This window comes from Galactobacillus timonensis, assembly GCF_900240265.1.
GTDB classification, from domain to species: Bacteria; Bacillota_I; Bacilli_A; order Erysipelotrichales; family Erysipelotrichaceae; genus Bulleidia; species Bulleidia timonensis.
In genome coordinates this window covers 1135879-1154339 of the sequence record NZ_LT964739.1, presented here as the reverse complement: position 1 = coordinate 1154339, position 18461 = coordinate 1135879, and the positions used below count along the sequence as shown (strand labels likewise).

Here is an 18461-nt window from a genome sequence, read left to right as displayed (position 1 = left end):
GGCGGAAGATCCGCCCATGAAACACGAACCGACGCAATCTGCGAACAATCGCATCTTTCAGATTTTTATACCCGTTTTTGCGGTACTTTTAGTGATCGGTGCCTCGCTTCTGCCACTGAAGGAACAAAGCGGCACGGAACCTGAAACGTATCCGTACCACATCGCCATCATCGGCGAAAATACGGACGACTCGTTCTGGAACCTGCTGTACCGTGGCGTAAACAAGGCGGCGGGCGAATATGGAGCCATTGCCGAAGAAACCGGGGCCGGCCTTTCGCAGCGGGTCACTACCGAAGATGCCATCAAGATGGCAATCTATGAGGACGCCGACGGTATCCTGCTGTTACCGGGTTCGGATGAAGCGCTGGAGCCTCTGATTGATCAGGCCGAAGATGCCGGCATCCCGGTCATCTCCATGGAACGCGACCTGCCGGATTCAAGGCGCTCCGGCTTCGTCGGCATCAATGCCTATTTCCTTGGCCAGCAGTTCGGCCGCGAAATTCTGAAGCGCTCCGGCAGCGATGCCAGCACAGCGACAATCCTGTTTCCTGCCGATCGTTTCGACGAAAGCAGCCGCCAGTGGTTCCTGCAGGGTCTTGCCAGCGCCGTCCCTTCTGAAAAGATTACCTTCCGCTACGAAACCGTGGAATCCAACGGATCATCACTGAACAATTCGGAAGACATCATCCAGAAGCTTCTCAGCAAAGACAATGTGCCGGACATTCTGGTGACGCTTGATTCCATGAGTACGCAGTCAGCCTTTCAGCTGCTTACGAGCCGTTCCATGGTGAGCAGAGTGACATTGATCGGTACCGGCATTTCGTCCGACATTCTGGATGAAATTGAAAACGGCGGCATCAAAGCGGTCATCTCGACCGACCCGGTGCAGCTCGGCGAAGAAAGCGTCCGCCAGCTGATGACCTATCAGAAATATCACATGGTCAGCTACTATACGGAGATTACGCCGGTCTTGATCGACGCCTCCAATGTGCAGCAGTACCGGAAGGAGTTCTACGATGACAGCGAAAAGTGAACGCTACCGCTCCATCCGTACCAAGCTCATCCTGCCGGTGACGCTGGTCATGGCCATTCTGCTGGCCCTGTTGATGTTCTTTTTTCTGCGCATCAACGCCGCTACCAACAATCTGAACCAGGTCTATGCGACCAACGTCAGTCTCAATGAGGTACAGTCCCTGCTTACCAGCATCCAGCAGAACACGTTCCAGTACCTCAACGTCCAGAACGAAGACTCCCTGAGCGCCGCCGGTGAGGAAATGGAGAATTTCCAGAACGCCATCGCACCCTTCAATCATGCGATTACCAATCAGGAAGCGAGCCTTCTGGAGCACAACATCTATCAGCTTGCGTCATCCTATCTGACCCTGACGCAGCAGGCCCTCGATGCCAAAACGGCACATAATGTCGATCTCTACCGGCAAAGCTACAGTGCGATGGAGGATGTGTACCGCTATCTGATCGACAACATCCGTGCCCTTGATTCCCTGCGTTTCAAGGCCAACTCCGAAAACTACGACACTCTCTATCAGTATCTGAAATATCTGGAATGGTATCTGACGGCGGTTCTGGCAGCGGTGACGCTGTTTCTGATCTTCATCCTCTACCGGAACATTCAGTCGATCACCCGTCCTCTTGAGCGTCTTGCCGCAAAGGCGAAGCGCATCAGTGACGGCGACTTCAACGTCCCTGAGGAGGAAGTCATTTCCAATGATGAAGTCGGTACCGTGGCCAGTGCCTTCAATCAGATGATCCGCAGTATTCAGAACTACATCGAACGTCAGCGCAGGGCGATGGAAACCGAGATACGCATGAAGGAACAGGAGCTCAGGAGTGAGTCGCTGCTCAAGGATGCGCAGCTCAAATACTACCAGGCGCAGATCAATCCCCACTTCCTGTTCAATACGCTGAATGCCGGCCAGCAGCTGGCCATGATGGAGGGAGCGGACCGCACCTACGAATTTCTTGACAATACATCCGCCTTCTTCCGCTACCGTCTGCAGAAGACCGGTGAAACATCGATGCTCAGCCAGGAGATTGAGCTTGTGGATCACTATATGTACATCATGAACGTGCGCTTTGGCGGCGAAATTCATCTGGAGAAGGATGTAGATAACGACCTGCTTTCGCTGCCGTTTCCCGGCATGACGCTGCAGCCCCTGGTGGAGAATGCGCTGAACCACGGTCTTCGGGAAGTGGACTATGAGAAACATATCTGGCTCAGTGCGAAACGAAATGGAAACGGTGCCGACATCGAAGTGCGCGACAACGGCGTGGGCATGCCCCAGAGCATCGTGGATCAGATCAATGCCGGCAGTCTTCCGGAAGACATGCGCAAGAATAGCGGCGGCAACGGTGTGGGACTAATGAATGTGCGGGAGCGTCTGAAGCTCTTCTATCAGTGTGACAATGTGCTCTTTGTGACAAGCAGTCCCAAAGGCACAACCGTAACGATTCATATTCCGCTCCCCGGGGAAGGAGAAAGCAATGTACAAGATTCTGGTGGCAGATGATGAAGGCATCGTGACGGATGCCGTCAAATTCATACTGGATAAAACCTATGGCGATCACTGTGAGGTGGAAATTGCCAAGAACGGCCGCCAGGCCATCCATCTGGCCGAGACCTTCCGTCCCGACATTCTGATCATCGACATTCAGATGCCCGGCATCAACGGCCTCGACGCTCTGCGTGAGATTCACACAACCAATCCCAATGTCCGGGCCATCATCCTCACTGCCTACAGCAACTTTGACTACGCCAAGGAGGCGATTCACCTGGGCGCCATCGAATATATGACCAAGCCCTTGAACCGCACCCAGTTTACACAGCGCATCGATGCCCTCATGCATGAAATCGATGCGGAGCGGGCCAAGCGGGAAAGCGATCTTGAGATGCGCGAGCGCATCGAAACGATCAGCCCGATTGTTGAAAACGGCTTCGTACTGTCACTGATCTATCAGAAAAACCAGAGCAGCGATCTGGATCAGTACCGCCGGCTGCTGAACATTCCGGAAGAAAACGGCCTGATCCTGGTGCTGGGCATCGGTACCTGGAATGAAGCGGATCAGACAACGGAGGGCATGGATGATGCGGTTCGCATTCACGATTCCATTGCCCGTATCCGTGAAGAGATCCGCGTCTGTTTCCGTGCCTTTGTCAGCGACTTCATCGGCTCTCAGATCATCTGTGCGCTGCCGTCGGATAAAAGCAGCCTTTCCTACGAGGAACGTGTCCGTCTGATTGAGAAGGCGCGGGCGCTGCACCATTCTCTGGAAGATGCGTTTCAGACGGGTTTCCGCGTCGGCATCGGCACCATTCATCCATGGAGCGAATGCAGCCGGTCGTATGAAGAGGCACTGAACGCCATCCGGCACGGACGCCGCAGCGTGACGCAGATTGAAGATCTCAATGCGCCGGTGAATCATTCGGACAGTCAGAGGGAATCGATGGAGCAGGTTGTGCTGGATGCCGTCTCCAGCGGAATTGAAGCCAAAGCGCTGCAGGAAGCCGGCGCCTATGCCTCGTGGCTGGCGCATCAGTCCAAAGACCTGACAAAGACGAAGGTGGATCTGCTGGAGCTGTATCTGCTGGCGGTGCGCCACATCCGTTCCATGGACAGCGAAAAAATCAATGAAACGGACGATATCCGTTCCATTATCAATGCCACGGATGAAAAAGCTCTGCGGGAAGCGTTCCGCACAAGCATGTCCAACCTCTCCAGATGTGTCGTAATCCAGCGGGATCCGGAAACCGGCATCATTGATCAGGCAAGGAAATGGATGCAGGAACACTTCCAGGAAAACATTCAGCTTGATGATGCGGCCCGCAGCGTCGGAATCTCGCCCTATTACTTCTCGAAACTGTTCAAGGAACAGGCGGGCGTCAACTTTATTGACTATCTGACCGACCTGCGCATGGAGAAGGCAAGAGACCTCCTGGCCCACCAGAATCTGAGCATCAAGGAAGTATGTGTACGCTGCGGCTATGCCGATCAGAACTACTTCAGCCGCATCTTCAAGAAAACCGTCGGAATGACGCCGACGGAATACCGGAATTCAAAATAACAGTTTCCGTCTGCGCAGCTGAACATGCGATAAAGAGGCCTTCCCGTTGCCAACAGACGAGAGAAAAAAAGAAAAAACAGCGCATTGCGCCGGAAGAAGATTGTTCTTTCACTGGACAATGTGCTGTTTTTTTACTGCTCAGTCAACCTTGACCTTGATGTCCTTATCCTGTTCCTTGACTTCAGCAAACTTGCTTTCGTCGAGCTGGGACGGATCCTGGCCGATGTAGGCAAGAATGCCACCATCGATATAGATAACCTGACCATTGATGAAGTCGGAAGCAGGCGAAGCCAGGAAGAGAGCCAGACCCTTCAGATCGTCCGTCGTACCCCAGCGCTGTGCCGGTGTCTTGGAACGGATGAAACGGTCGAACGGATTCATGGAGCCGTCCGGCTGCTTCTCACGCAGAGCAGCGGTCTGCGGCGTAGCGATGTAGCCCGGACCGATCGCGTTGCACTGAATGTTGTACTGACCATATTCGGAGCAGATGTTCTTCGTGAGCATCTTCAGGCCGCCCTTGGCTGCCGCATAGGCGGAAACCGTCTCACGACCAAGCTCCGACATCATCGAGCAGGCGTTGATAATCTTGCCGTGGCCCATCTTGATCATATCCGGCAGAACCGCCTTCGAGCAGATGAACGGACCCGTCAGATCGACATTGATGACCTGATCCCACTGATCAACCGTCATATCAATCATCGGAATCCGCTTGATGATACCGGCGTTGTTGATGAGGATGTCAATCGGACCAAGCTTCTCCTTCACATCCGCAACAAACTTCTGAACCTCATCTTCCTTCGTCACATCGCAAACGCCGCCATAAGCGTCAATGCCCTCAGCCTTGTAAGCCTCAATGCCGCGCTCTACCAGCTCCTGCTTACGATCATTGAAGACGATCTTGGCACCTGCCTGGGCCAGAGCCGTCGCATACGCAAAACCAAGACCATAGGAACCGCCCGTGATCCAGGCAACCTTGCCATCAACACGGAACTCATCGAGAATACTCATTTCCTTATTACCTCCATTTTCTTTTGTTGTTTCACTTCTATACAGCATGTTTATTCAACATGAACTGCCTGATTCAGCGGCTGGCGATATCGGTCGTCTTCATATTTCCGGCCGCAAGCGACTGCACCTGCGCCCAGATCGTTTCATCGACCGTTACCCCTTCAGCCATACTGCGCTTTCTGCGCGCCAGCGTACCTTCACCCGGAACCCGGACGCGGCTGCCTTCCTTGATCGGATGCGCATTGTCCGCCGCCTCAATCCGCCGGTTGACAATCGCCTCCATCTCTTCCTTCGACTCGGAAATGCCCGGATCCATGGCAATGAAGATCTGACTGCACCCGGTGCAGCTTCCCCTGCCTTCCGCATCCATGTCACTGCCGCTTCTGCCGTCGGAGAGAATCGCCGCCGCAAGATCGAGAACGATCGCCATCCCCGATCCCTTCCAGTAGCCCATCGGAAGGATCCGCATCGAGTCCTCAATCGCACCCGGATCGCTCGTCAGATTGCCATCCCTGTCATAGCCACCCGGGAACGGCAGCTGCTTGCCGGCCAGACGATAGACGCCAAGCTTTCCATAGGCATACTGACTCATCGCCATATCCAGAACGATCGGACCCTCATCCCGCGGAACCGCCATACAGAACGGGTTGTTTCCGACGCTCTTTTCATCGCTTCCCCATAGCGGCATGCAGCTTTCGGTGTTGATCCACGAAATGCCGACAAAACCAGCCTCCGCCATCTTCCACGCATACGTTCCGCCCCGCATCCAGTGCGTCGTATTGCGCAGCGCACACATGCCGATGCCATGTTCCCTGGCAAGTGCGACGGCACGTTCCTCGGCAAACAGGGCATTGGTAATGCCGATGCCAAGATGACCATCATAGATTTCAACGCCGCCCCGCTGGCGGATCAGTTCCGGCTTCGCGCCGGGATCAACCCAGCCCTTTTGTACATACTCCACAAAGCGCGGAACACGGTTCAGACCATGGCTCTCAACGCCATCCGCACTCGACTCCGCGTGGATCTCGGCGCAGATCTCAGCCTGTTCCTCGCTCAGTCCGGCATTGATCAAAGCCTTCTTGATCGTCTCTTTCACTTCGGCAAAAGGTACGTTCCTACTCATTCTCTTCTCCTGTCTGTGCCCCGGGCCATACGGTCACATAGGAACCGTTTTCGATCCTTGCGATCGCAATGGAGGCACACACATTCTCGTTGTAATGCTTCACACCATTGACCTCGACATCGTCAAAGCGGATTTCATCATACGGCAATGGAATCTCGGGGCCATTGGGAAACGACCCCTTGATATCCAGTGCCTTCATCGCTGCCGCAATGGAAGGACCCGTCAGATCCTCGGCATTTTCAAGCGCCGTCTTCAGCACCCATACAGCCGTATAGGACTCGGCCGAATGACCGTTCATATCGACGCCGAAGATGGTACGGAACTTCTGATTCAGATCCGATCCCTTCACCATGTCCGCATTCCACTCCACAGCCGACGTCAGGCCGTCCGCATCAATGCCAGCCTCAAGAAAACTGGGATCCGTAAAGCCGTTGGCCTTCGCCAGCAGGAAGCCGGGCCACACGTTTTCCTCACGCAGCGTCTTAACAAAGAGAATCGCATCCGACACATAGCTTTCCGCAATGACTGCGTCCGCACCCGCATCCTTCAGCTGCTCCACCTGCTGACTCAGATCAAAGGAACCGTGAGGATAGGTAATCTCAGCGACGACGCTCATCCCATACTGTGGCGCAATCACATCCACATCCCGGATCGCTTCCTGCCCGATCAGCGACTGATCCGCAAACACTGCCACCGTCGCCACCGGACTTCCATCCGCCTTCTTCTGTTCACTGAGATAGCGGAACATTTCGTCAAAGTACAGCGAATTCATCGGACACAGACGGAAGCAGTAGTCATTCTCCTCTTCCGTCAGAGAGTCGACGGTCGATATTGCGGTCAGGGCCGGAATCTCCTCCTGACGGCACACATCGAAGACAGCCTTGGTTGCCGTCGACTGATGGCAGCCCAGGATCGCCTTCACATTCTCTTCCTCAATGAGACGCTTCGCCTCACTGGCGGCACGATCCGCATCGCCGCGCGTATCGGCCCGCACCACTTCCAGCGGATGCCCGTTGACGCCGCCGGTCTTGTTGATTTCCTGCACAGCGTAGTCAATGCCGCGCAGAATGTTTGTACCGATGGCTGCACTGTCACCGCTCAACGCATAAACGGCGCCGATCCTGATCGGCGAAAGCTGCGACGTCGTTGACAGGGATACGGCAGCACTCGGCTCTGCTTCTGCAGCAGCCGCCCGCCCGCATCCGGAAAGCGCAGCTGTCAGGGCGAAGGCGATGGTCAGTTTTGCGATCTTTGCAAACATCAGGTGTCCTCTATATAACAATACAGCCTGCCATGGAGAAATTCACACGGCAGACTGCCTTCTTTTCGCCGTGAATCGGAACCGAGGCTCCGGTTTCAGCAATGAAATTCAGAATTACTCAAGGGTAACCGGATACTGAATCTTGTTATCCGTGTAGTCAAACGGCCAAACGGTCTTCCACGTACCATCCTGAACCTGCGCAATAGCGACAGATGCAGAAGTGTTGTCTCTGTAGTGCGGAGCACCGTCAAGGTCATAGTCCTCGAAGTTGATCTCATTGTACGGCAGGATGATGTCGCGGCCGCCATCGAAGGAGCCCTTTACATCCAGATCCGCAAGAGCCTGCTTGACTGCGTCGCCATCCGTGCTGCCGGCAGCCTCAATGGCCTGCTTGAAGCACCAGACTGCAGTGTAGGACTCAGCAGAGTGTCCGTTCATATCGACGCCGTATTCCTTCTTGAACTCTTCGTTGATCTCGGCACCGTTGGTCATATCCGGGTTGAATTCAACGACGGAAGCGACACCATCCGCAGCCTTACCCAGGTTCTCAAGGAACGAAGGATCCGTGTAACCGTTCGCCTTGGCAACGATCATCTTCGGCTTGTAGTTCTGCTCCTTCAGAGTCTGAATGAACAGCGTAGCATCGCCGATGTACGAATCGCACAGGATTGCATCCGGATCATCCGACTTCAGCTTCAGAACCTGCGCATTGAGGTCCGTAGCGTTGGAGGAGTAGTCAACTTCATCAACCAGATTGAAACCGAATTCAGGCGCATAGAGTTCGACGCAGCGGATCAGTTCCTGACCAATGGCAGCACGGTCCGTGAAGATCGCGATGTTCTTGATTTCCTGACCGGTCTGCTGCTCAGAATCCTTGAGATACTGCAGCATATCACGTACATAGACGCTGTTGAGCGGGCACAGACGGAAGAAGCAGTCCATATCCTTGTGGTCCTCATCGGACAGTCTGTCAAGTGTCGAAATAGCTGTAATCATCGGAACGTTGTACTGCTGGCAGACCTGTGCAACAACTTCCGTAACAACGGACATATGGCAGCCGAGCATTACATCAACATGTTCCTGGGTAATGAGACGTTCAGCCTCCGACTTACCTGTCGCAACGTCACCCGCATGGTCGCCGCGGACAACTTCAACCGGACGTCCAAGGATGCCGCCGTTGGCGTTGATCTCTTCGACTGCGAAATCAATGCCGCGAAGAATGTTCGTGCCGATGGCAGCGGAACCGCCCGACATCGCATAGATCGTGCCGATCTTGATCGGATCGCCGCTCAGTTCGGAACCGGACGAAGCGGTTGTCGTCGTCGCATCCGTGGACGTAGCGTCCGAAGATGCGGCTGCAGAGGAGCTGCCTCCGCATCCTGCCAGCAATGTCATTGCCATTGCGGCCGAGCAGAGTAATGCAGAAATACGTTTGAAGCTCATTTTCTTTCTCCCTTCTTATGGAATACTGCGCACCGGCAGTATTGCTCCCATGGTTAGTTAAATACCGAGATACGCCTTCTTGACATGTTCATTGGCTTCCAGCTCAGCAGCCGTACCTTCCAGTGAAATATGTCCGTTCTCAACAACATAGCCGCGATCAGCTACAGCGAGCGCCTTCGTAATGTCCTGCTCCACGAGCATGACGGCGAGGCCCTCTTCCTTTGACAGCTGCTTGGCAACGTTCAGAATCTGGTCCACAATATTCGGCGCCAGACCCAGCGAAGGCTCATCCATGATCAGCAGCTTCGGCTCGCCGATCATTGCCCGCGCTACGGCGACCATCTGCTGTTCGCCGCCGGACAATGTTCCTGCCGCCTGCTTCGCGCGTTCCTCAAGCTTCGGGAACCATTCGTAGCACCGCTTCAGATTCTTTTCGAAATCCGCTTCTGTCTGCTTGTCATAGGCACCCATCTGCAGGTTTTCCAGAACCGTCATTTCCGTAAACAGCTGACGACCCTCCGGAACCTGGACGATGCGGTGATGCAGAATTTCGCGGCTGCTCTTGCCGGCCAGCTCCTCGCCATTGAAGACGACGCTGCCTGCCTTGGGCCGGATCATGCCGGTGATGGCACGGACCGTTGTCGTTTTGCCGGCGCCATTGGAGCCCAGAAATGCGACAACCTCGCCTTCACCGATGGTGAATGCCTCGTCCCACAGGATGTTGACGCTGCCGTATCCTGCGCGCAAACCTTCAACTTTAAGCATTGTCCGACTCCTTCTTCTTGCCCAGGTAGACTTCCATGACATACGGGTCGTTCATGACCTGCTGCGGCGTACCTTCGGCAATCTTTTCGCCATGGTGCAGGACGATGACCTTTTCACAGAGACTGACTACCGCCTGCATGATGTGTTCAATCAGGAAGATCGTGACACCGGAATCGTTGATCTTGCGGATCAGGGCGATGGCATCTTCCGTTTCTGCCGGGTTGAGGCCGGCCATATTTTCGTCCAGGAACAGCAGCTCCGGCTTCGTAGCCAGGGCGCGCGCCATTTCGAGGCGCTTCTGATCCGGGGTACCCATATCCTTGGACAGGACATGGCGCTTATCGTAGAGACCCGTGAACTCGAGGATGTCGAGTGCACGTTCACGTGCCTCGCCTTCGCTCTTGGCTCCAGCATAGCCGAAGTAGGAGGCGGCGATGACGTTGTCAAGGACGCTCAGGTTCTTGAGCGGCTTCATGATCTGGAAGGTGCGGGCAATCTTCATGTCCGTATATTCATAGGCCCGCTTGCCGGTAATATCCTGTCCGCGGTAATAGATCTTGCCTTCCGTCGGGGGATAGTAGCCGCAGATCATGTTGAAGGTCGTTGACTTTCCGGCGCCGTTGGGGCCGATCATGCCGGTGATGCCGCCTTCCCGGATGGAGAAGGACACATCGTTGACGGCCGTCAGACCTTTGAATCGCTTTGTGAGGTGCTGAACCTCAATGATCGGGGTATCGGACATCAGTGTGCACCGCCTTTCTTTGAAGCTTCGTAGTCTGCGACGGCCACCTCTTCGAGCACGGTCGCATCCGGCTTGTGAAGCACAACCGTATCAACCCATTTCTTGAATCTGGAGCTGTGATACCAGCCAAGGATTCCCGAAGGACGTACGCGGATGATCAGAATCAGGACGATTGCATACATGAGCATATCGATGCCCGGAAGAATCGCCGAAAACTTTGCACGCAGCAGCTGCGACAGCGGGATCATGATGAGTCCGCCGATCAGCGGGCCCTCGACATAGGCGGCGCCGCCGACAACAGCCGGCAGAACGGCTTCGGTCGACTTGGCCTGAACCATCATGTCCGGGTCAATGTAACGGACATAGCTGACGTAGAAGAATCCGACCATGGCAGCGATCATTGCCGAGATGACGCAGGCGATGACCTTGTACTTGGTGGGGTTGATACCCATTGCGGCAGCCGCATCCTCATCTTCACGGATCGTCTTGAGGGCGTAACCCATCTTGGAGCGATCGATCTTCTTCATCAGAAGGTAGATGCCGATTACCATCACAAGTCCGACGTAGTAATACGGAACCTTGGATGTGAAGCGGAACTGGGCCCAGGAATCGCCGCCGAACGGCAGGCCGATGCCCGAAGCTCTTCCGAAGAATTCGGAGTTGATGATGAACTGACGCAGCGCTTCACCGAAGGCAATCGAGACGAGGGTGAAATACGGTCCCTTTAACATGAAGCAGGGATAGAAGACGACACCTGCAACCAGGCCGACGAAGATCATGCCCAGGATTGCGGCGAGCCACGGGTTGGTACCCGCCTTGTTTACGAATGTGCAGCAGATGTAGGCGCCAAGTCCCATGTAGGCCGCATAGCCCAGGGAGTTCTGGCCCGTCATGCCGCCAAGCAGGTTCCATGCCATGGACAGCGTCGTCATGTAGAAGACAAGGACGAAGATGTTGATGGCATACGGTGACTTTACAAAGAGCGGAAGAATAACGAAGATTGCAAGGATGATGCCGATGACCAGCATCATGCGCCTGTGATAGGTCTTGACCTGTTCGGCGCTGCTTGTTTTTCTGGCTGTGGTCATGGCTTACTTCCTCCTCAGGATGATCGTCTGACGAATGACAAGAATGACGATGAATGTAACGAATACGATCAGATCCGAATAGGAAGGACTGATGAACAGAGCGACCATCGTTTCCAGAAGGCCCAGGAAGATGCCGGCGAAGAATGCACCGGGAATCGAACCAAGGCCGCCGACAACGACGACGATCAGAGCACGGAAGCCGAAGCTTGCACCCGCGGTCGGGAAGATGGTGTAGAACTGCGTGAGCAGTGCACCGGCGACACCGGCCAGAGCGGTCCCAAGACCGTAGGTCAGAATGTAGATCTTCGGAACATCGATACCGACAACTTCAGCGCCGACCGCGTTCTGTGATACGGCACGGATCTGCTTTCCGACGGTTGTATATTTCAGCAGCCAGAAGAGGAAGATCGTGATGCAGATCAGAACGATGAAGCTGATCAGACGCGGCAGTGAGATATTGACCATGCCGAGGTTGATGACCCGCGACGAGTAGTCGGTCTTGATCGAGAGGTAGCCGGATCCGAAGATGACGAGTGCCAGATTCGACAGCAGCAGTCCGATACCGACGGTAAGGAACAGCAGGTTCGTGAAGCTGTGGGTTCCCAGCGACGGCTTGATGAGAAGGATCTCGATCACGGCGCCAAGGAAGAACATGATCACGGCAACCAGTGGAACGGCCGCATACGGATCGATGCCGGCGTAAGTGTACAGCACATACGTCAGGTACATTCCCACCATGAGCATTTCGCCATGGCAGAAGTTAACGATCTTCATGACGCCGAAGATAATGTTCTGTCCCATGCCCATCAAGGAGTAGAAGCCTCCCATGAGAAGGCCATTAACAATTGCCTGTAGAAAAATCTCCATATTTCCTTTCCCCTTGTGCAATTAGAACTGTGATACGGTAGCGCTTACAATTCTTACGGACTCATATTAGCATCGAGGGTCTGAGAGCTTTTAGCACATAAATGGCAACGTTTCGGACATTATTAACCGGTTTAGTACTTGTGAAATAAAAAATTAGCACTTTTTTGCGAAAACCAAGTGCTAATCTTTCGTAAAGTTCAGATCAGGAAATCAAGTCTGCGTCTGCCTGTGCCTGCTCAAGAGAAACAAGCGTTCTGTAGGAAATGCTGTAGGAATAGGAGTCACTTGTCCAGGTAACCAGCGACACCGACTGCTCATCCGCACCGGCAAAGCGAACACCGGAAACGATCTCCTCCCACGAATAACTGTTATAGTCGCCGCTGATATCCTCGGACCCAGCTCCCTTACGAACAATCACATCGTCTCCGTAATAAACCTGCAGGATGACTTCATTCGTCCCGGCTCCCATGACAATCCAGGAACTCTGAGAGACGCCGGAGATTTTCTCTGGCACCATAACCTCAAATCCTGCCGCACTCTCCGCTTCCGCAAGTGAACCATAGTCAGTCATTCCGCTGATCGCAAGCGTACCGCTGTCCGATGAAGGATTATTTACGTTTATCCGGGGCAGCGCAACCGCAAGCACCACCGCAGCAGCAGCAGCCAGTAGCCCTGCCGTCATCCGCCGCGTAAAGACAAACGTACGCCGACGCCGATACGCACCCGGCATCGCTTCCTCTACCATCTTGTCATCGATATCATTCAATGCCTGCAGAACCTGCAGGCCCTTAGTCTTCTTCATAAAAGCCACCCTTCACAAGTTCATCTTTCAGCCCATTGCGCATCCGCATCAGTATCATCTTCACCGCACTCACGCTGCGATGCGTGTCCCTGGCAATCTCATTAACGGTCCGCATATACCAGTAGCGCTGCAGAAATATCTTCCGGTTTTCTTCGGACTGCTGTTCAAGAAACGTTTGAATCGCATCCCGCAATAATGCCGCATCGGCTTCCTGCTCCGTACTTGAACCATCGGAAAGCACTTCCTCCAGCTCCTCCATCGCAAGATCCGCCTCACCGTTTCCGCGCTTCTGTGCATGTGACGCGGCATAGATATTCAATGCCAGGCGGCGTACGATCTTTGCCACATACGCACCTAACAGCGTCGGCTTCTCCGGGGGCAGGGCGTTCCATGTCTTGAGCCACGTATCATTGACGCACTCATCCGCATCCGAAGGTGACACGATCTTTCCCGCAATGCCATGACAAAGACGGCCGTACTTGCGGTCCGTCTCCGTGATTGCCTGTTCATTGCGCTGCCAGTAGAGGTTGACAATATCCTGATCTTCCATATCTAAAGCTTAGCCGATCTCGTCTACTGCCGCAGAGAAATCGGAGATTTCCATTCCCTGATCCACCATGAGACCAGTCACATACGTGCCGTCACTCCACTCGCCGCGGTATACCTTTCCATCGTTTTCATAGGCGGTGTACACAATTCCGCCAGCGGTCGTAATCTCCTCGACCGTTGCGTAGCTGCTGTAGTCGCCGGAGTCATAATTTTCCTTTGTCGCCTTGCGGATCATCGCCGAAGCATCCTGGCTGTCATTGACATAGGACGCCTCCACCATCGTATTGTCGTTAAAGACAAGGATGACCGGAGACGTCATGCCATCGATCGAATCCGGGACATTGAATGTAATGCCCGTCTCCTTCGCCGCCGCATCTTCTGTTTCCACTTCATGAAACGGAGCCGGCATCTGTTCAGATGTCGTCGTCTCCCCCGCCTTCGTGCAGCCTCCAAGCGCAATAACACCGATGATACCTAATGCGAGAATAACTTCCTTTACTGTTTCGTTCATATTACTGATCTCCTTACACCCTGTATGACAGGAAGAAGGAGAGATTGGTCACAAGGAATGAAGAAAATGAAGAAGAAAAGAGAAACAGCAAAGAAAAACACCGATACGGAAATTCATTTCTGTACCGGTGCCGAGTAAATGTATCTATAGATATATCAATGCCTGATTACTTCTTTTCTTCCTTCGTTACGATCGAATCAATCCACTCAAACAGCTGCTCCAGATCATAGTCCCCACTGTGGGGAAGACCCCACGGCAGGCGGAAGTCTACGTCACAGCCAGCGTTCTTCAGCGTGGTCGCAAGAATCACCGGGATCGCCAGCGACGTATCGCGGTCAAACGATCCGTGCCGAATGCGCCAGTACTTTGCGGTATCTGCTTTTGCGATATAGCTGAGGGGATTCATTTCTTTGATGATGTCCGGGCTTGCAAGCTGTGCGTCCTTTACGGTGCTGTGCTCTTGGGAGAATGCGGTGAAATGACGGGCATCGACATTTTCATCACCGAACTCTTCATTCTCCGGACTCTTGAGATCCAATGCATCAAAGGCAGGTGCCGCCTTCATCCGCGTAATCGTATGGATATAGGTATCCCAGTCAAGATCAACGACATGACGGTTCTCAATGATGAGATAGTCCTGTGCCTCAACCTCGCTGCCCTTGGTCATGAAGGAAGTGCGCTTTTCTTTTGTGTCATGGGTCATCAGTTCCCTATCCGCAGAATGAATGACGGCCTGCTTGACATACTCCTTGAAGGAACCTTCACCTGCTTCATCAAGAGTGAGTACAGTTCCATCCCCGTCCTTCAGGCCGATGGAATTGACATAGCCAGTAAACAGCTGTTTCAGAGGCTTCGACACAGATGTCTGTTCCGCTGTCATCACACCATCATCGGGGACGCGGATGATGCCGTTCTCCGTGCGCATGTGCCTGGTACGGTGCCAGTCGTTGATGCCGCAGAACTGCCACTCGTAGGCCATGTCCGCATGTTCAAGATTATGGATCGGGCAGTAGCAGCTGGCGGCGAAGATATCATCTCTTTCTTCCGCGGCGCCGATCTCTTTGAGATATGGTTCATAGTCGGGGCTGTTCCCGGAGGCACCGGCAAGGGCGGACAGTGCGCCTCCGGCACTGGTGCCGTTGGTGATGATGCGGTCCGTATTGCCCGGGAAAGCGCCGCGATTATGACGCAGATAACGGATGATTGCCTTGTAGTCGACGATGAAGGCGGGGGCGCGGCCGACCATGCGACCAGTCTGTTCTCCTAAAGAACCAGCCTTACTTCCTTCGAAGAATTCATCTGTCTTTTTCCCGGATGTACGTCCGCGGACGCCGCCGCTGGCCACGACATAGCCATGCTCGAGGGCGCGGAAGATGGAATTGATCTGCTTGAAGTGAGTGTCAATCCCCGGTTCATCCGCGGGTCCGGGCAGATAGCCGCCGACCGTGTTTGGAAGAAAAATCGGGGCATTATCTGCCTGATAGTTTCCGATCGTTCCGTTATGGTAATAGGCCTCCGGGACAAAGAGATTCAGCTTCTGAATCGGATCCAGGGGATGTGTGCAGTAGCTCAGTCCCATATAGGCGCGGTATGTGATGGTCCGATTGTCCAGTGTCAATGTACGGACCTCATACGTTTCTTTGGGAAATGTTAGCGGATCGCTCATGTGAACTCCTCCTTGTTAAGAATACATGGCAGAGCGGATCTTCGCCCTGCCATGCCTGGTTTGTATTCTAATTTACTTATTCCTCAGCCAAGAACTCTTGTGGCTTCGTCATCGTCATACACCATCAGGGTCGCTACGATAGCGAAGATTCCGCCTACTGCGATACCGATGAGGTACTTGATGATATCCTGCATACCTCCGCCGCCGGCGTAATTGAAGATACCGAAGAGGCCGCTGCCGCCGAACATGTACATCTTCGTCTTGAGGGCGCCGATCACTGCGCCGCCGACACAGCCGCCGAGGATGTTGACAAGGAAGAGCTTCTTGATCGGAATCAGGATGGAATACATCAGAGGCTCACCGACGCCGCAAATCTGGGAGATCGTAGCAGGAATGGCAAGGTCTCTGACCTTCTTGTTCTTGCGGCATGCCCAGCAGATGGCGAGACCCTGGAACATACCGATCATCGGTCCGATACCGCCGCAGGCCATGATGTAGTCATAGCCGTTCTGGGCAATGAGACCAAGGGCAAGGCCGATGATGACCCAGTGCATACCGAAGAGAACCAGGACACCGAAGCCGCCGCCGATCACAGCACCGGCAATGATGCCACCGACAACCGGAATGTTGAAGAGAGCTTCAATGAGCAGCTCGATGCATACGGAAACGACATTCAGAACCGGTCCAATCACGATATAGGCAAGAGCGACCGTGACGATCATTGTGATGATTGGCGTAAAGATGCCGCGAATATTTTCATTGAGGTGTGCCTTGCACCACTTCTCGATCTTCGATGCGACATAGACAGCGACGATGACCGGGAAGACGCTGGAAGTATATCCTGCTCCCGGCATGACAATCGGAATACCAAAGAAGGTATTGTAATAGGTCATTGCGAAGGAACTGTTAGCAAACAGTGTACCTGCCGGTTGCAGCGTTGAAGCGATGTTGACCATTGCCGGATAAACGAGGGCGGCACCGATGGTTGCGCCCATATACTCGTTGCAGTGGAACTTGCGGGCTGCCGAGAAGCCAAGCAGAATCGGCATAAAGTAATAGAAGCCGTCACCGATCGCATACAGCAGCATATATACGCCGCCATTAGGATCGAGGACACCGATGTTATCGAGCGCCAGGAACGATACAACACCCTTGATGATACCGGCAGCGGTAAGAACGGCGAGTGTCGGTACCAGGATGCCGGAGATCGTGTCCATGAGGCTGTTGAGCCAGCCCTTCTTTTCGCCTGTATCCTTGCCATCGGCGTCGACGAGTCCGCCGCCGCTAATCCCCTGTGTCTCGATGATGGCGTCGTAGATGCCGTCAACCTTGTTGCCGACGACGACCTGAATCTGTCCGCCGGCTTCAACGACCTTGAGGACATACTGCGTCTTTTCGAGGCCTTCCTTATCTACCTTGGATGAATCCTTGAGAATGAATCTCAGACGTGTAATGCAGTGTGTCAAAGATGTAATGTTGTCTTTTCCGCCGACCAGTTCCGTGATCTTGGCGGCTGTGGCATCATATTTTCCAGCCATGTTTAATATCTCCCTTTAGTGAGAAGGTTCCGGATCCAAGAACCTTCTTTTCATATGAATAATATATTCACATTTGTAAGCACTTGTAAATATCTAATTCAATAGTTTTTATAATTTTTGAATTTATTATTCGCAAAAACTGTGAAAATATATTCATGATTCGTGCAAAATCATACTCAATTCGTTTTCAGATATCCATACGCTATATAGAATTGAATATTCAATTCATAAATCCGTGATTTTATAATATTGGAGCATACAGGAGGTTCCTATGGATCCCTTTACAAACATGGAGATGCACAAATCGTCATTTACCCAGAACGATCAGCGCATTTATGAGGCCATTACCGCCAATCCCCAGCAGGTCACCTATCTTTCGACCAATAAGCTGGCGGAGAAGCTCGGCGTCTCGCAGCCGGCTCTGACGCGCTTCATCAAGATGCTCGGCTATCAGAAGTACCAGGACTTCCGTTCCGATATCACAGGCTGGCTGGCAAGGCGCGAAGTGACCGGTACTTCGGAGCGTCTCTCCTACTTTGAGCGGATGGAACATCTGATCAAAGAGGCAGAGAACGTTCTGACGGACGATCTCATTACTGATACGGCAAATTACATCCTGAAGGCGGACCGCATCTTCGCCTCCGGCATCGGGAAAAGTATAAATCCTGCCTGGTTGATGCAGGCACTGTTCCGTAAGAATGACTGCTTCGTAACGCCGTGCCTCTTAGATTCGCTGAGTGAGCTGGCGGACCATGCCGGTGCCAATGATCTCTTTGTCATCTTCTCCGTTTCGGCGCAGAAGGAAATCATGGATCGGATCAAGGGTACCTCTGCCAATATTCTTCTGATTACCTGCAACGCTGCGCATAACTATCAGAACAGTGTGAGCCGTACCGTTGTGCTTCCCTTCCTGCCGCCGGATCCGGAGCTGTGCTCCGTTTCGCCGGTGCTGTTTGACATGTTTGTTGAGTTGCTTGATTCTGCGATTACCCGTATCCGTTCGGAAAGGAATGACTGA

17 protein-coding genes are annotated in these 18461 nt (G+C 53.5%); 4 read left to right on the top strand and 13 right to left on the bottom strand.

Features of this window, described 5'->3' with window-relative positions; genetic code table 11:
• Positions 1-16 precede the first annotated feature (16 nt).
• Genes C1714_RS05435 through C1714_RS05425 form a run of 3 tightly spaced genes read left to right on the top strand, consistent with a single transcriptional unit; the run spans position 17 to position 4080 of the window.
• On the top strand, positions 17-1033 hold the full coding sequence (locus C1714_RS05435) for a sugar ABC transporter substrate-binding protein (protein ID WP_102342236.1): 1017 nt from the start codon (positions 17-19) through the stop codon (positions 1031-1033).
• Positions 1017-2528: a sensor histidine kinase gene (locus C1714_RS05430; RefSeq protein WP_167849940.1), complete on the top strand. Its 1512-nt coding sequence runs from the start codon at positions 1017-1019 to the stop codon at positions 2526-2528. Before C1714_RS05435 ends, C1714_RS05430 begins: the two co-directional genes overlap by 17 nt.
• Positions 2503-4080 (top strand): response regulator transcription factor, encoded by a 1578-nt coding sequence (locus C1714_RS05425; protein ID WP_102342234.1) that lies wholly within the window; start codon positions 2503-2505, stop codon positions 4078-4080. Before C1714_RS05430 ends, C1714_RS05425 begins: the two co-directional genes overlap by 26 nt.
• A 138-nt stretch (positions 4081-4218) precedes the next feature.
• Here C1714_RS05425 and C1714_RS05420 read toward each other — a convergent pair whose 3' ends face one another.
• From C1714_RS05420 to C1714_RS05360, 13 genes are all read right to left on the bottom strand, one after another.
• Positions 4219-5088 (bottom strand): gluconate 5-dehydrogenase, encoded by an 870-nt coding sequence (locus tag C1714_RS05420; protein WP_102342233.1) that lies wholly within the window; start codon positions 5086-5088, stop codon positions 4219-4221.
• 73 nt (positions 5089-5161) lie between these two features.
• Positions 5162-6211, bottom strand: coding sequence for a 3-dehydro-L-gulonate 2-dehydrogenase (gene yiaK / locus C1714_RS05415; RefSeq protein ID WP_102342232.1), 1050 nt, complete (start codon positions 6209-6211; stop codon positions 5162-5164).
• Complete coding sequence (locus tag C1714_RS05410; protein WP_102342231.1) at positions 6204-7472, bottom strand: ABC transporter substrate-binding protein; 1269 nt, start codon at positions 7470-7472, stop codon at positions 6204-6206. Before C1714_RS05410 ends, yiaK begins: the two co-directional genes overlap by 8 nt.
• Before the next feature lie 114 nt (positions 7473-7586).
• Entirely contained in the window at positions 7587-8915 is a 1329-nt protein-coding gene (locus tag C1714_RS05405) for an ABC transporter substrate-binding protein (RefSeq protein ID WP_102342230.1), read from the bottom strand.
• Between the two features lie 57 nt (positions 8916-8972).
• A complete protein-coding gene (locus C1714_RS05400) occupies positions 8973-9680 on the bottom strand; it encodes an ABC transporter ATP-binding protein (protein WP_102342229.1) in 708 nt (235 codons plus the stop codon).
• Entirely contained in the window at positions 9673-10422 is a 750-nt protein-coding gene (locus C1714_RS05395; RefSeq protein WP_102342228.1) for an ABC transporter ATP-binding protein, read from the bottom strand. The genes C1714_RS05400 and C1714_RS05395 overlap by 8 nt, the downstream gene beginning before the upstream one ends.
• Complete coding sequence (locus C1714_RS05390) at positions 10422-11510, bottom strand: branched-chain amino acid ABC transporter permease (RefSeq protein WP_102342227.1); 1089 nt, start codon at positions 11508-11510, stop codon at positions 10422-10424. Before C1714_RS05390 ends, C1714_RS05395 begins: the two co-directional genes overlap by 1 nt.
• A 3-nt stretch (positions 11511-11513) precedes the next feature.
• Positions 11514-12377, bottom strand: a complete 864-nt coding sequence (locus C1714_RS05385) for a branched-chain amino acid ABC transporter permease (protein ID WP_102342226.1) — start codon at positions 12375-12377, stop codon at positions 11514-11516.
• Positions 12378-12579: 202 nt separating this feature from the next.
• Entirely contained in the window at positions 12580-13179 is a 600-nt protein-coding gene (locus C1714_RS05380; protein ID WP_102342225.1) for a hypothetical protein, read from the bottom strand.
• A complete protein-coding gene (locus C1714_RS05375) occupies positions 13166-13729 on the bottom strand; it encodes an RNA polymerase sigma factor (protein WP_102342224.1) in 564 nt (187 codons plus the stop codon). Before C1714_RS05375 ends, C1714_RS05380 begins: the two co-directional genes overlap by 14 nt.
• Before the next feature lie 9 nt (positions 13730-13738).
• Entirely contained in the window at positions 13739-14239 is a 501-nt protein-coding gene (locus C1714_RS05370; protein ID WP_102342223.1) for a hypothetical protein, read from the bottom strand.
• A 166-nt stretch (positions 14240-14405) separates the two neighbouring features.
• Positions 14406-15905 (bottom strand): subtype B tannase, encoded by a 1500-nt coding sequence (locus C1714_RS05365; protein ID WP_102342222.1) that lies wholly within the window; start codon positions 15903-15905, stop codon positions 14406-14408.
• A gap of 83 nt (positions 15906-15988) precedes the next feature.
• On the bottom strand, positions 15989-17443 hold the full coding sequence (locus C1714_RS05360; RefSeq protein ID WP_102342221.1) for a PTS transporter subunit EIIC: 1455 nt from the start codon (positions 17441-17443) through the stop codon (positions 15989-15991).
• 271 nt (positions 17444-17714) lie between these two features.
• On the opposite strand from C1714_RS05360, the gene C1714_RS05355 reads away from it, so the two are divergent.
• Positions 17715-18461 (top strand): MurR/RpiR family transcriptional regulator, encoded by a 747-nt coding sequence (locus C1714_RS05355; RefSeq protein WP_102342220.1) that lies wholly within the window; start codon positions 17715-17717, stop codon positions 18459-18461.